Below are 14,218 nucleotides of genomic sequence, written 5' to 3'. Positions count from 1 at the left end.
TTCTACCCCCAGCTTACTGATATGGTGATTGCAGTTCCTACATATTGAAAAATGATAGATAAGAGATAAAAGACTCCTATAATGGTCCAAGCGATTCTTGGCGATATATGGCCTACTTTCATCAATAAAAAGCCTGTTAAAACAAGGTTCCAGATCACAAATAGATCAATATTGGCAAGCACAGCATGCCATGGACCAGACGTTTGAATGAGTGCATTTAATGAGGTGATTGTGATGTTTTTTGGCACATGGAACAGAATGATGGACAGATGAGAAATAATCGTACCAACGATCGTAACTGGTGTAATAAACAGGACCGCTGAAAACAGCTGCTGAAACGATGCATCACCCTTTGCTAAAAAAACGATGAACTTATATATTGCAGCATTAACCACAAGCCCGAGAAGTAGACCAATTAGCGTCACCACATAAACGACCGATACCGGCAAGCTTAAATCTGCCCACATTCCTTCATTCACCAGCTCTGACAAATAAGTCACAATCACTGTTAAAAAAAGTACGCAGGATAAAGGCCACCAAACCACCGGATTTTCCCAGACTCTTTTCAGGTGCTCCGAAGGCCTTGTGCTCACTCCAATGATCGTAGGCTTTTGCATATTTTCTTTCATCAAATGTCATCCTCTCTATGTCATGCAAGTATGCAAACGCACATGCTCTCTCTTATTCTTTCTATTTTATCAAAAGATTGCCAATAAGTGATGGATGATTTGATTTTCTTATTTTCATTGAGGGAAAAATTATCTATTATCATGAATGAAATCCTCCAAATGACACCATGACTAGATCATATTCATATCAAGAAATAAAGGTTTTTCTGACCTAAAAACATTTTATCAAAAAAACCCATGTCTTTCGGAATAAATATCCTTTTCCTTTGAATTCGGTTGGTTTTTGTGAGACACAACAATTTTTTGTTAAAATAATCCTAGTAATTTCAACAAATCCCGGCTTTATAGGACTATGATTGGTTTCTTTTATAGAACAAATGAGCCTTTAGTAACAATACTTTCATATTAAAAAATTAAAAATATCATGATTTTACTTGATCAAAAGTTATTTTTTCATATAATGTAAAATAGAGGTAGGTTAAATGATAGTGGAAATGGAGTCAAGTGAATGTTAAGAGAAAAATTGAAAACGCAATTGATTTTACTTTATGAAAAGGAACAAGAAGCATGGCAATACTTTCGAAAGGAAAGAGAACTGATTTATCATGAGCTCAAATTACTTGATATGAAAGAAAGCAGACCCTCTAATGACAAAATATACTACGCTGCTAGATGTGTAGATATTATTAAAGAGAAAAAGGGAAGCATTGTGAGCACAAAAGAATTAAAAGAACAGCTTCAAGCCCAGACAGATTTCAACGTGAGACGAATTAGTGAATTGTATGATCTGATTCAGCAGCTCGATCCTCACATTTCTAAAGCACGAAGGGGATGTTTTATTTACGAAGATCACACCCAAATACCTCTACAATCTTTTCACACATAAAAAATTGGTTACAGCCGCTGGCCATAACCAAATCCTCTAATATCTATTATCCACCGCTTACAGGAGGAATGAATGCAACAGTGTCCCCGCTACGCACTTCAGTGTTTCCCCTCGTATATCGTTCGTTGACTGCAACCATCACATTTTGTGCAGCATCAACACCATATACCTCCTGTAATTCTAATTTAATCTCATCAACAGTTGTTTGATCTTTTTGAATGATGATTTGTTGTTTACCGGCCTTCTCAGCAAGGCCGGCGAACAATAATACACTAATCAAGCTGATCACCTTCTTTCTTTGCAAGTTGAAGCTCGCTAGGTTTCCCCTCTGGATATGAAACTGTTTCAAGCTGATCACCTATCCAGGCTTCCCCGTCTTCCCAATATTCTTTTTTCCAAATCGGAACGATTTCCTTAATTCGCTCAATGGCATATTCGTTCGCTTCGTATGCAGCCTTCCTATGAGGAGATGAAACGGCTATCGCAACAGCAATATCCGTTATATCAAGTGTCCCGATCCGGTGCACAATGGCTGCTTCAGTATCAGGCCATCGTTTCTTGATTTCTTGTCCAATTTGACTTAGCATGCTTTCTGCCATTGGTATGTAAGCTTCGTAAGTTAAGCGCAGCGTTTTCTTACCGTTTGTCCACTCTCTGACCGTCCCGATAAACGTCGTAATGGCCCCTGCCTTCCGCTTTGTCACATGCTGAATCAATTCATTCACATCAATCGGCACTTTTGTTATTTTAAAAAGTTCACTCAAATAGAGCCGCCTCCTTTCAATAAGTTATAACAAAATGTATTCGCATCCTTTTCAAAGGCTGAAAACACTGGAAAAGAGTAATTTTTGGCTAACTGAAACTCTTGAGAAAAATAAATAGCTGCTTGTATATTGGAAAGTGTTGAAAGATCAATGAGCTCCTCTTCATTCTTCACACAAACGATTTTGCGGTATGGTGCCTGTTTATACCCTTCTATCAAGACCGCGTCTAATGGAAGATACTTACACATGTTGAGCAATTGCTTTAACGTGATGTGCTGCATTGAAAAGTGAAATTCACCCTCTCCTTCTACGCCAGCGGCAAATGCACCTGCCCCGACATATCGATCGGTGTCTTTTTCTTTCAAAAGACGATCTGGTTTACCGCCATGTCCATGGTGTTTAAAACAGCCTAGCTTCAGCTCATCAAGTACAGCCAGCTGACAGAGCTTTTCAATCAACGACGTCTTTCCGCTGTTTTGATAACCGACCACCTGTAATATACTTAATGTGTCATCCAGCATGGGGAACCCTCGCCTTCGTGCTGAAACAGCAGAACATGCACCTGATCACCAGCCTTAAAACCTCTTGTTCCACCTGGCAGCACGATGAAACAGTTCGCCTCTGCTATTGAGGTCACGGCACTTGATTTATCGAGACCTGTTGGGGTCACACTGAGCTGACTGCCCGTGAACTCAAGTGCCGCTCTGACAAATCGAGTAAACGGATTGGCTTTTGGGAAATCGTGTGTCAGCTTCGCCTCAGCAAAATCGGGTAACGGCTGTTTCTTGAAAGACCATTTATAGACCATCGGTTTCACAAATAATTCAAAGCCAACAAAACAGGCAGCAGGATTTCCTGACAGGCCAAACAGCAGTTGACCATTTGGCATTGCAGCAACCGTCGTTACACTGCCGGGTCTCATGGCCACTTTATTAAATAGCACCTGAGCTCCCAGCTTTTCATAAATTGCGGGGAGAAAGTCAAAATCACCTACTGAAACTCCGCCTGTTGTAATTAAGAAGTCTACCTTGCTTAAGGCTGCTTTGACTGCATGATAGCTTTTGTCAAAATCATCGGACACACCGCCTAAATCAAGCGGCTCTCCCCCAGCCTTAAGGATCTGGGCATAAACCATGCTAAGGTTACTGTTTCTAATCTTCCCGTCCACCATCGCATCACTCACTTGAAGAAGCTCTGTACCTGTTGAGATGATGCCGATCACTGGCTTTTTGACAACTGGAACTACCGCATATCCGAATGTCGCCAATAAGGCCGTAACGCCCGGAGTTACTTTGGTTCCTTTTTTGAGCATCACATTCCCTTCAAGTACCTCTTCTCCTTGACGAGAAATATTGTCCCCTTTTTTCAGCGGTCTTTTAAGTGACATGTATGATTTTCCATCTTTTTCAAAGGTTTTAGTCAGCTCAAGCATGATGACGACATTTGCTCCATTCGGGATTTTTGCTCCTGTCATGATACGAATGGCTTGAAAGGGACCGATGGTTTTTGCTGAGACCACTCCTGCCCCAATATGATCAATGACCTCAAATTCAACCGGATGCTCGCTTGACGCTTCTTTTGTATCTTCTGCCCGAAGTGCAAAACCATCATACGGGGACCGATCAAATGCAGGCACATCATGATCTGCCAAAATATCTTCTGCAATGAACCTTTCAAGGCTATTTCTTAAAGGCACCCATTCTGCTTCTCCATGCTTTTCATATTGATGGACTTTTTGAATGGCTTCTTGTACTGGAATTGGCTGACGTCTTTCCATCACACTTCACTCCTATATCCCTAGCAGTTTTGCTAGTAATGAATTGGCTGCTTTTTCATCATTTGTCCCATGGATTAATGCACGTCCACCTTTGAAAAAGACGATACGATAAGATTCATAGCGGACATGGATTAAGAAGTCATTCACTTCTACCTCACAAATGGATGACAGCCGCTCTTTCACATGCTGAAATGATAGATTAGCTAGATCCTTAGATACAACTTGGACTGTATCCCGCCCGCAAAGAATCGTCGTTTTTTTACGCTGATCGTGTAAATAAGGATAGGTTCTATCTTTGCCGCAAGATGGACAGTCCTTCTGCTTAGTAAGAGACAAATCCATTTTAAACGATGTCGCCTGCCAAAGATCAAATGTGACAAATTTCCGTTCGATTTGATCTTCATGTCCTGTTAAATACTTTAGCGCCTCTGTTTGCTGATAAGCAGAAACCATCTGAACTGCTGGAGAAATAATCCCCGCTGTATCACACGTCAAACCGCCAACAGGCAGTTCTGTAAAGACACACGATAAACACGGCGTTTTATCTGGCAAAATGGTCATATACATCCCCTGGCTGCTCACACAAGCACCATATATCCACGGCGTCTTCGTTTCCTGCGATAAATCATTCATGACCATTCTCGTCTCAAAATTATCCGTCGCATCAATGACAATATTTGCGCTGTGAAATAACGGTCTTAACAGCTCAACCCCTGCATCTTCAATCAGGGCGTGTATGGTCACTTCATGATTGATCTCTAGGAGACGTTTTTTTGCCGCAGCTGCTTTTGGCACATGTGCCTTTGCGTCATGTTCTGTATACAGCTGCTGCCGCTGTAAATTTGAAAATTCTACATAATCACGATCAACAATCGTCAACGTGCCGATCCCAGACCGGACAAGCCCTTCCGCAGAGGCCGTTCCAAGTGCACCCGCTCCAACAATTAGAACATGACTGTCAGCAAGCGCACGCTGACCCTTTTCCCCAACCGGAGGGAACAAGATTTGTCTTGAATATCGATCATTCAATGCTGTTCTCTCCTCACCATTTTTTATGTATCATATCATACCGTTTTCAGGTAAATCGCTTCTTTTATTGATATTTCGGAATTCATTTGGTGTTACGTTCAGTTCCTCTTCTGAGACGATACGCACCTTAAGCCTTTGAAGTAACTCTTTGATGGCTAATTGATTCTCTTTTAAACACGCATCAATGGACGGCAGACAGCGGCGGTGATAAAGTGCAAATAAAGGCTGTAATCTGCCCTGAACAAGCGGGATGATTGCATCTACGTGCTCGCCACAATAGGACGATAATGCTTCGGCGGTCTCTCTCCGCACGAAAGGCATGTCACATGCCGTCACTAAATACCATGCTGCTTCTTGCTTTTGCATCGCTGTATACATGCCGGCAAGCGGCCCGCATCCGAGCACCTGTTCATCATCCAACCACACATCTCGTTCACCTCTTTCTTTAAAAAAGGTCAGAAGTGATGGATGGCTGATGATGACCATCTGTCCTTTCAAAAGTTGCTTTTTCACATGCTCATATAGTGGTTTTCCTTGATACATATAACTTGCCTTTGGCTCTCCAAAACGTCTGGATGCTCCTCCAGCTAAAATGACATTGACTACGTCCATCCACTCACCCTCCTTTGATATGGTTGTTCTAATCACTCTCATCTCGCATACTTTATTGGTAACATGAATAAGGAGGGTCTATCGATGAACAGGCGCCATGCTTCTCCCCTATTCCATGACCTATCTCAAGAGAATTTATACTTAAAAGCGGAAACAGCCAAATATCAACAAATGATCTCTGATTTACAGTCCTCATATACGTATTCTAAAAACAAGAAGTTAACTCAAGAATATCACGAGATGAAAAAGGATTACACGCAATTAAAGCAACAATTGGATGAAATGACCATTGATCAAGATCATGCAGCCTCAAAAATACAGGATCTTTCCTACAGCAAATCTGAATTATTACATAAAATAGTCCTTCTTCATGAAATGCTCCAAAAAGAAACCTTTCATAGAAGGAAAGAAACGGAAGAAAAACACCGGCTGCATTTAAAAGTCATCAAATATAAAGAAATCTCTCAACAATTAAATGAACGGGTGCAAGATCAAGATAAACGGCTTGCAAAAGAGGAGAAAAAAGGAAATACTTTATCCGCTGTGATTGAGAAACTGCAGCAAACATTAGGTGATAAAAACGCAGAGCTCAATCTATTACAGGAAGGCGTAAAACACCTGCAGGAGCGTTTTTATGAAACACAAGAGAAATTACTGCAAATTGAAAAAGCAAAGGAAGCGATTTTTTATGAAACGCTCACAAGCTATCAAAAGCAGTTAGCCGAAAGTGAGGAATGGATCGCATCTCATTTTGCTGATATTGACCAGTCAGCTCAAACAAATTCACAGCCATTCTCTCGAGACAGCCTCCTGCAAACAACGGAAGAAATCGAACCCATCTTGAAAAAGTTGAATGAACAAGTTCAAACGCTACAAGCACAAGTCGATGCGGTGCAGCAAAATGGAGATGTCATGACAGTAAAGATTGAAGGCTTCAAAAAGCAGCGTGATCACCTGTCAAAGGAACGAAAAATTGTCTATACTGTTGATCAAAAAAAGTAATTCTCGCAATAAAAAAACTGCTGGCTTTTTTCGTCAGCAGTTTCTTTTTTATTTATTCGTCTTCTGTTTGAATATCGCCTTCTAAAATATACTGTCCGCGATATGGCTTTTTCACTTCAGGATACATTTTAATTAAGCTTTGCATAAACGTTGTCATATTTGGAATTTCAAGACCGCTCTCTTTTTCAATTTCTTTTTGAAGTTCAGAGCTTTTAATCGCTGCATTATGACGCTTTAACGTTTTAATCGCAGCTTCACGAAGCTTAGCTGCCTTTGAACCAGGGCGAGCTGTGCCTCTTCTGCGTCTTGTAGATCCTTCAGGAATACCTACAGGTGCACCGTTTAGCTGTCCTGTTCCTAAAGTTGATACAGCATTTGATTGTGATTGTGCAGGCGGCTGGTAGCTTCTCATTTCTTGTGCAGCCAGTTCAGCTAATACAGGCAGTGAATCCGTTTTTCTTTCTGTACGCACTTCTTTTTTTGTATCTGACACTAGACCTGTTCCATGACGGTCTAATTCTCTTAATTTTGCATAAATCGTATCTCGCTCAATTTGATATTCACGGATGACCTTTACTTCTGCTTCGTTTAATTGTTCCAATCGTAATCGTAACGCTTCCCTCTCATTAAACAATGGATTTCCCCCTCATCATATAAAAAATATTCTATAGTAAATATTAGATTAGAAAACTAATTTTATCAACTATTTTTTTATCATTTTACAGTTTGTTATCAGATAGGTATTTTCAACTAAAATTTTGCCAAAGAGGAACAATCGGCATCCATTTCATTGCCACTAAAGGCTTTTGACAAACCTTAAAATATTGTAAAAAATTTGAATAAACACTTATACTACTTGATTTACATCGTTATTTACCAAACTGAAATTTCTTTTGTGCAAAAACGTTCTGAATAGTAAAAAGTTAAAATCTTTACATTTTCATTTCAAAACAAAAATGTAAATAGGTCTTTAGATCTTTTTGTTTCAGGAATATTTTTTAATAAACTCCCCCAATTTCTCTTTTCTTAGGAAGGCGAAGTCCATTCCGTGCAATAGGTCGCCTATTTTTGTCCATGAAAAAAACCCCATTTATGGGGGAAAGCCTATTCTGCAGCCTTTTCAGACTCAGAAAGCACTCGATTGACACGTTTCTCAAGCATTTTCATTCCGCTTCCGCCAGCTTGGAAGTGGCGCAGAGCACCTGTTTTATCAAATACATAATATGCTGGTACATATTCATTTTCAAAGGCTTCTGTTAACTTATGATCACTATCCACAAAAATTGGCTGCGTGATTTCATGCTCTTTCGCAACTTCCTTGATCTTATCCAGATCTAGGTCATCCTCTGATCGCGGCATATGAACGGCTATCACGTTTAGTTGATCCTTGTATTCATCACGGAATTGATTGACTTGAGGCATTGCCTCTTTACAAAGATGACAGCTGACTGACCAGAAATGAATCAATGTTGGTTTGTCACCAATTAGATCTTCTTTTGTTACTTCTCCATTTAACCATTCTTTTGCACCAGTTAGTTCTGGCATTGGTTGACGTAATTTCATTATGAAGCGCCTCCATCCATTGTATGTGTCGAAACAAAAAGGTCTAACATTAGTTAGACCCTCCTGTTTCTTCAGCTATCAATTAAAGTGTTTTTTGACCAGGCTTCCAGTTCGCTGGGCAAAGTCCACCAGTTTGTAATGCTTGAAGAACACGTAATGTCTCATCTACATCACGACCGATATTGTTGTGGAATACTGTTTGATATTGAAGTTCGCCTTCAGGATTGATAATGAATAGACCGCGAAGTGCAATTCCTTCTTCTTCAATTAAAACGCCGTATTCTCTAGATACTGTGTGGTTTGTGTCAGCAGCTAGCGGATATTTCAATTCGCCTAGACCATTGTCTTTACGGTCTGTGTTGATCCAAGCAAGATGCGTATGGATTGTATCAGTAGATACACCAATGATTTCAGCATCTAAATCTTCGAACTCATCATAACGATCGCTCATTGCTGTAATTTCAGTTGGGCAAACAAATGTGAAATCCATCGGATAGAAGAAAAGAACTGTCCATTTGTCATTCTTCATGTTTTCTTCTAAACTTACTTTACCAAATTCCTTGTTAGCAAGTACTGCTTCCATTTCAAAACGTGGAGCTTGTTTTCCTACAAAACGCTCTGCCATATGTAAATCCCTCCAAAAATAATATCTTTATACAGACTTCTAAGCTGTATATAAAATGAGAATCAAAAGTTGAAATTCTCATTTAGTTAATAACTTCACAATTACAATTATAATACTTAAGCGGTTTTTAGTCAATATTAATTAATAATAAATTTAATTAACGATTTGTCACAATCTCTTGCTTCACTTAACAAAAGTTTAACATGTCTTGCAGAAGGGAACAAATGATTAGCTTCTCTATTAGAGCATACATAGAAAGGTTTTGAAGATCATGAAAGCATTTGAACAAATAGATTGGGTTTCCATTATCCTCAATAGCAGTATGATTTTGCTAAAACTAATCGCTATTTTTGTGATTTATTTTATCATCAGAGCCATCGGAAATAAGATGATTAAGCGTGCCTATTCCACTTTCTCTGAAAGGCATGACGTCTCTTTATCAAGAGCTCAGACGCTGCAAAGTCTCACGCTAAATATTTTCGCCTACATATTGATTTTTATTTTAGTTGTCATGATCCTCGACTTATTTCATTATAACCCGACCGCTTTGCTAGCTGGCGCAGGCGTTGTGGGGCTTGCAATCGGTTTTGGCGCTCAAGGACTAGTGAGTGATATTGTGACAGGATTCTTTATATTATTAGAGAAACAATTCGATGTGGGAGAATACATAACAGTTGCTGGCTTTGATGGGATCGTAGAACAAATTGGACTTAGAACCACGCAGCTTCGAAGCTTTGACGGCACCCTTCATTTTATTCCAAATCGAAGCATATTGAACGTGAGCAATCATTCAAGAGGGACTATGCAGGCACTCGTTGATATCGAGCTATCTCCAGAAGAGAATGTGGATCAAATGATCACAGCCCTTCAAGCTGCGTGTGATGAGGTACGAAAAGACATTCCTCAAATTATCGAAGGCCCTCAAGTTGTCGGCGTGGAGGCGTTTGGATCCTCTTCCCTTGTACTGCGCATCATTGCAAAAACCGAAACAATGGAGCAATGGCGGGTAGAACGAATCTTGCGCAAAAAAATGAAAGAAGTACTCGATATAGAAAAAGAGCAAAAAGAACCGGGATGATCATCTACCGGTTCTTTTTCTTGTTTGTTTTATTGAACACGCTGTTCTACTTCTTGACAAATTTCATCAGCCGTCATACCAGACGCGGTAATCACAGATGCCTTTGTCGTTGTGTCTGAAATGCCAAGAACATTTGAATCTAGCCCTGTGACTACATAGCAGTCACACTGATCCATTTGCTGTTCATTTTGAATACGTACGACGTCATACCCTTTTTGCTTCAGTAGTTCTTCTACATCGGATAAAGATGGTTCTACACCAATTCTTGTCATAATCAAGAACACCTCCTGTTCATAAGGTGTACAGGAGGTAGCTTGATTATTCATTCACCTGCTTGCTTTTTGAAATAAGCCGTCATAACGTTTACTGCTGTTTCTATCGATTTTTCATCAGGCATAAGTTTTGCATGATGCAGGCCATATTCTGAATCGACCCCTAACCAAAACATGAATCCAGGGTATTTTTTCAGCATATAGCCAAAATCTTCTCCTGTCATGGCTTCTCTGCATTCAATCACATTCGCAAGCCCTTCTCCGGCAACATATGACATAAATTCCTCTGTCAGTTCCTTTGAATTATCCACTTCGTAATAAGATGAAGGGTATCGCACGGTTGCCTTGCATTCGTAGCCAATTTCAATCCCTTTTGCTAGTGCTTCAATTCGCTTTCTCACTTTTTCCATAGATTCTGGTGAAAGTGTACGAATGGTGCCATCAAGCTTTGCATGCTGTGCAATGATATTTTGAGCCGTTCCCCCGGTAATCGTGCCAATCGTGATGACCGCACTATCAAGAGGATCGACATTACGAGAAATAACCGATTGCAGCTGACCTACAAGTGCGCTCGCTGCCACAACCATATCATTCGCTAAATGAGGGTAAGCAGCGTGTCCGCCTTTTCCTTCAAGATCTATCACAAGCTCACTCGTATTGGCAAAAAGCAGCCCTGGCTTTGTGGCTATCGTTCCGACAGGATATTCAGGTGCAATATGCAGTGCTGTAATAAAATCTGGCGTCCACTTTTTCAGCACATCACTTGTAAGCATCGGTTCAGCTCCGCCTGGACCTTCTTCTGCCGGTTGGAACATAAATAATAGATCTTCTTTGATTGGCTCATGAACGAAATGATCAATGATTCCAAGTGCGATGGTCATATGCAGGTCATGTCCACACGCATGCATCTTCCCTTCATGTACTGATTGAAATGGATACCCTGTGTCCTCAGGAATTGACAGACCGTCCATATCTGCACGATACGCAAATACGCGCTCAGGATTTGTTCCCTTTACTTTGACAAAAAGTCCAGTTCGCCATGTTTCTATCTCAACTCGATCTTTTGAATAAGCACTAAGATGATTGATGAGGTACGCTTGTGTTTTGAATTCCTTAAAACCAAGCTCAGGGATTTGATGTAAATCTCTTCGAATGGATATCAATTGCTCACGATTTAACAAGTGAACTCGCTTCCTTTCCTCTATACGAATAAGACGTGGATATATCATCCACGTCTATGTCTTCAGCTGCGAATTGTATGAATTAAAGCTGACGCAGTTCTTGTTTAATTTCTGTTTTACCTTTTGTTTTTTCATCAATGTCTTTGATTTTCTTTGCAGGTGTACCTGCTACAACTGTGTAAGGCTCTACATCGTTCACAACGATCGCACCAGCAGCTACGACTGCACCTTTACCAATTGTTACACCTTCTAGAACTACAGCGTTCGCACCGATGACAACATCATCTTCTACGACAACTGGTTTAGCAGATGGTGGCTCAATGACACCTGCAAGAACAGATCCAGCACCGATATGACAGTTCTTACCTACTGTCGCACGGCCGCCAAGCACCACGTTCATATCAATCATCGTACCTTCGCCGATCACAGAGCCGATATTAATAGAAGCCCCCATCATAATGACTGCATTATCACCGATTTCAACTTGGTCACGAATGATCGCACCTGGCTCAATACGCGCTTTAATGTTCTTTAAATCTAACATCGGGATTGCAGAGTTGCGGCGGTCATTTTCCACGACAACATCTTCAATTTTGTCTTTGTTCGTTTCTAGCGCTTCTTGAATGTCGCTCCACTCACCGAAAACAACTCCGGCGTTTCCTGTGATGAACGTTTTTGCATGTTCACCAAACTCAATACCTTCTAAATCACCTTTGATGTAGACTTTGACAGGTGTTGATTTTGTACTATTTTGAATAAATGAAATAATTTCATTAGCATCCATTTGTTTCATGTATGTATGTCCTCCTCTTAATTTATACTTCATTACTGTACCAAAGGAGAGTTTTAATGACAAGTGAAAGAGTTGACTCTTCAATGGAAAATAAAACAAGCGGGACTGATTACCCCGCTTCCTGCTGGTGAAGATGAACAAATTGTTTGCCAAAAGAAATCAATTTCTCTTCTTCTTCTCCTTCTGGATTTAGCTCGATCTTGACGGATGGCAGGACAATGTCACCGCCAAGTTCCTTCACTTTTTCTTCGATTAGGTCAACAGCTCCGCAAAAATGCTCATAAGATGTATCCCCGGAACCGAATACAGCAAATGCTTTTCCCGTTAAATCAAGCTCTTCCATTTCTTCATATAAATCAATAAAATCATCAGGAAGGTCACCATCTCCCCATGTGTACGCACCTAACATAATGTGCGTGTAATCATTGAGAAGCTCTGCATCAATATCCATCGCTTCATGACGGTCCACGCCGGCTCCTGCTTCTGTGATTCCTTTTTCAATTAGATCTGCCATCGCTTCTGTATTCCCAGACATCGTGGCATACACGAGTAAAACCTTTTCTGTCACTTTTTCTTCCTCCTTATCAATGAATCAATGCCGGCTCCTCATATGGTCTTACAAACTTGCTCTCATATAAACCAGCACAGAAAAAGTTTTCATTTTGATTGGCTACACGAAAACCGTGTCCTTTGATCGTATCAAACCATTTGAGCTCTTTTTGCTCAATATCAAGCTGATACACTTTAGAAAACCCGTGTTCGTCTTGTGAAGTCGTCACATACACAATGCCATTATCCTCTGACACATCCAAAAATGATTCCTCTCTAGCAAAGGCTTGTGATTGAATATCATGCAGCATATTGGTATGTAAATCTAAAATTTGAACAGATCCCTTTTTGCCTTTTTTTGATCCCAATGCGCAAACAAGCAGATGCTCCTGACAGAGCAGCATAGAAGCTGTCATCCGGTGCTCCTCTCTGTTTAGGAGGAAAACCTGTTCACTCTCCAAGTCATACACCCATATTCCTCCGTGAACATCATGAATCTGTGTTCCAATATAAAGGTGATCACCTGCAGCACATAAGGAACGAATGACAGGCGGGTGGTTCACATGAGCAAATGGCTTCATAATTTCCCAGGAAATCCCGAAATCATTTGACACATAAATACTATGTTTTCCATGTGCACACACAAACCCATCTTCGCGTCCTGTAATAGACCAAACGACTGCATTTGTTGGAAATGATGATAGCGCCCATGTATGACCTTCATCTCCTGATCTAATCACTGTGCCATTTTCACCAACACCGAATAAATAAGGTCCAATATAGCTGATGGCATGAATTTTATGCTTGAGCTTAAACAGTTGCTGCCACCCGCTCTCCACACTGTAGTGAAAAATACCTTCACGTTTTACAGCGACAAAGTATCCACCGTTTTTAGATGCAGCAACAGCTGTCGCTCCTTTATGAAACATGGTTTTCAACTCGTTTCTCAGATAGCGCCGCCCACGTTAAAAAGCTTGTCGCAAATTCCTGACAGCACGCCACATCCTCATCGGTATCAGGCGCAAGCTCCATTTTCAATGTTTCAGGAAACACAGATGCACCGGTTGATTTGAGCATGTCATGAAATGTATGGACAGCCTCACAAAACTTCGGGTAGCTGTAATCTCCAGATCCGAACACAGCTGCTTTGATGTCACTTAGTTCAAGCGTGGAGACCTCTTCATAAAAGTCCTCAGCTTCATAAGGTAAATCACCATCACCCCATGTATAAGAACCGATGAACACATAATCGTATGAAGAAAGATCCTCTGCGCTTGTATCATCAAATTCCAACATCTCTGTATCGATCCCTATTCCTTCTAGTGTTTGCTTTATGATCGCTGCCATATCTTCTGTATTACCAGACATACTCGCAAATGTAATTAGTGCTTTCATCTATCGGTCACCCCATCTAAATGATAATCATTTTCAATTATTATATGTACACTTTAAATGATA

Annotated in this window: 19 protein-coding genes; 3 read left to right on the top strand and 16 right to left on the bottom strand. The window is 40.5% G+C overall.

Annotated elements, in window-relative coordinates; genetic code table 11:
- Positions 1–2: 2 nt before the first annotated feature.
- On the bottom strand, positions 3–629 hold the full coding sequence (locus MKZ05_RS07020; protein WP_003211611.1) for a YIP1 family protein: 627 nt from the start codon (positions 627–629) through the stop codon (positions 3–5).
- Positions 630–1,137: 508 nt separating this feature from the next.
- Here MKZ05_RS07020 and MKZ05_RS07015 point away from each other — a divergent pair.
- Positions 1,138–1,515: a hypothetical protein gene (locus MKZ05_RS07015; protein WP_003211488.1), complete on the top strand. Its 378-nt coding sequence runs from the start codon at positions 1,138–1,140 to the stop codon at positions 1,513–1,515.
- Between the two features lie 46 nt (positions 1,516–1,561).
- Here the strand turns inward: MKZ05_RS07015 and moaD are convergent, their stop codons facing one another.
- The 6 genes from moaD to MKZ05_RS06985 are packed head-to-tail and all read right to left on the bottom strand — an operon-like array spanning position 1,562 to position 5,697.
- Entirely contained in the window at positions 1,562–1,795 is a 234-nt protein-coding gene (moaD, locus tag MKZ05_RS07010; RefSeq protein ID WP_339161980.1) for a molybdopterin converting factor subunit 1, read from the bottom strand.
- On the bottom strand, positions 1,788–2,279 hold the full coding sequence (locus tag MKZ05_RS07005) for a molybdenum cofactor biosynthesis protein MoaE (protein WP_339161977.1): 492 nt from the start codon (positions 2,277–2,279) through the stop codon (positions 1,788–1,790). The genes moaD and MKZ05_RS07005 overlap by 8 nt, the downstream gene beginning before the upstream one ends.
- Positions 2,276–2,800, bottom strand: coding sequence for a molybdopterin-guanine dinucleotide biosynthesis protein B (mobB, locus tag MKZ05_RS07000; protein WP_284906327.1), 525 nt, complete (start codon positions 2,798–2,800; stop codon positions 2,276–2,278). Before mobB ends, MKZ05_RS07005 begins: the two co-directional genes overlap by 4 nt.
- Positions 2,782–4,059 carry a gephyrin-like molybdotransferase Glp gene (glp, locus tag MKZ05_RS06995; protein ID WP_253622654.1) on the bottom strand — a complete coding sequence of 426 codons (1,278 nt, stop codon included), beginning with the start codon at positions 4,057–4,059 and terminating at the stop codon, positions 2,782–2,784. The genes mobB and glp overlap by 19 nt, the downstream gene beginning before the upstream one ends.
- 9 nt (positions 4,060–4,068) lie before the next feature.
- Entirely contained in the window at positions 4,069–5,085 is a 1,017-nt protein-coding gene (locus MKZ05_RS06990) for a thiazole biosynthesis adenylyltransferase ThiF (RefSeq protein ID WP_003211141.1), read from the bottom strand.
- Positions 5,086–5,115: 30 nt separating this feature from the next.
- The gene (locus tag MKZ05_RS06985; protein ID WP_212045816.1) at positions 5,116–5,697 is read right to left on the bottom strand and encodes a molybdenum cofactor guanylyltransferase; all 582 of its coding nucleotides are present in this window, start codon (positions 5,695–5,697) and stop codon (positions 5,116–5,118) included.
- A gap of 84 nt (positions 5,698–5,781) precedes the next feature.
- Here MKZ05_RS06985 and MKZ05_RS06980 point away from each other — a divergent pair, with 84 nt between their 5' ends.
- Positions 5,782–6,699, top strand: a complete 918-nt coding sequence (locus MKZ05_RS06980) for a hypothetical protein (RefSeq protein ID WP_050945137.1) — start codon at positions 5,782–5,784, stop codon at positions 6,697–6,699.
- Between the two features lie 52 nt (positions 6,700–6,751).
- Here the strand turns inward: MKZ05_RS06980 and rok are convergent, their stop codons facing one another.
- The 3 genes from rok to ahpA all read right to left on the bottom strand — a co-directional run bounded on the left by rok (position 6,752) and on the right by ahpA (position 8,887).
- Entirely contained in the window at positions 6,752–7,333 is a 582-nt protein-coding gene (rok, locus tag MKZ05_RS06975) for a transcriptional regulator Rok (RefSeq protein WP_003210851.1), read from the bottom strand.
- A gap of 470 nt (positions 7,334–7,803) precedes the next feature.
- Positions 7,804–8,262, bottom strand: a complete 459-nt coding sequence (locus MKZ05_RS06970; RefSeq protein ID WP_003211884.1) for a TlpA disulfide reductase family protein — start codon at positions 8,260–8,262, stop codon at positions 7,804–7,806.
- 82 nt (positions 8,263–8,344) lie between these two features.
- Positions 8,345–8,887: a biofilm-specific peroxidase AhpA gene (gene ahpA / locus MKZ05_RS06965; protein WP_003211758.1), complete on the bottom strand. Its 543-nt coding sequence runs from the start codon at positions 8,885–8,887 to the stop codon at positions 8,345–8,347.
- Positions 8,888–9,158: 271 nt separating this feature from the next.
- On the opposite strand from ahpA, the gene MKZ05_RS06960 reads away from it, so the two are divergent.
- A complete protein-coding gene (locus MKZ05_RS06960) occupies positions 9,159–9,965 on the top strand; it encodes a mechanosensitive ion channel family protein (RefSeq protein ID WP_137054698.1) in 807 nt (268 codons plus the stop codon).
- 29 nt (positions 9,966–9,994) lie between these two features.
- Here MKZ05_RS06960 and MKZ05_RS06955 read toward each other — a convergent pair whose 3' ends face one another.
- From MKZ05_RS06955 to MKZ05_RS06930, 6 genes are all read right to left on the bottom strand, one after another.
- The gene (locus MKZ05_RS06955; RefSeq protein ID WP_003211408.1) at positions 9,995–10,237 is read right to left on the bottom strand and encodes a YkuS family protein; all 243 of its coding nucleotides are present in this window, start codon (positions 10,235–10,237) and stop codon (positions 9,995–9,997) included.
- A gap of 50 nt (positions 10,238–10,287) precedes the next feature.
- Positions 10,288–11,466 carry an N-acetyldiaminopimelate deacetylase gene (locus MKZ05_RS06950; protein ID WP_339161968.1) on the bottom strand — a complete coding sequence of 393 codons (1,179 nt, stop codon included), beginning with the start codon at positions 11,464–11,466 and terminating at the stop codon, positions 10,288–10,290.
- Positions 11,467–11,500: 34 nt separating this feature from the next.
- On the bottom strand, positions 11,501–12,211 hold the full coding sequence (dapD, locus tag MKZ05_RS06945; protein ID WP_339161967.1) for a 2,3,4,5-tetrahydropyridine-2,6-dicarboxylate N-acetyltransferase: 711 nt from the start codon (positions 12,209–12,211) through the stop codon (positions 11,501–11,503).
- Positions 12,212–12,320: 109 nt separating this feature from the next.
- A complete protein-coding gene (locus tag MKZ05_RS06940; RefSeq protein WP_050782665.1) occupies positions 12,321–12,746 on the bottom strand; it encodes a flavodoxin in 426 nt (141 codons plus the stop codon).
- A 49-nt stretch (positions 12,747–12,795) separates the two neighbouring features.
- Positions 12,796–13,689, bottom strand: coding sequence for an exo-alpha-sialidase (locus tag MKZ05_RS06935; RefSeq protein ID WP_339161965.1), 894 nt, complete (start codon positions 13,687–13,689; stop codon positions 12,796–12,798).
- Positions 13,679–14,155 (bottom strand): flavodoxin, encoded by a 477-nt coding sequence (locus MKZ05_RS06930; protein WP_003212484.1) that lies wholly within the window; start codon positions 14,153–14,155, stop codon positions 13,679–13,681. The genes MKZ05_RS06935 and MKZ05_RS06930 overlap by 11 nt, the downstream gene beginning before the upstream one ends.
- Positions 14,156–14,218 lie beyond the last annotated feature (63 nt).

This window comes from Bacillus sp. FSL M8-0277, assembly GCF_037975305.1.
In the GTDB taxonomy this organism is placed as follows: Bacteria; Bacillota; Bacilli; order Bacillales; family Bacillaceae; genus Bacillus; species Bacillus pumilus.
The sequence above is the reverse complement of the archived record's forward strand: the minus strand, read 5'-3'. Positions and strand labels throughout refer to the sequence as shown.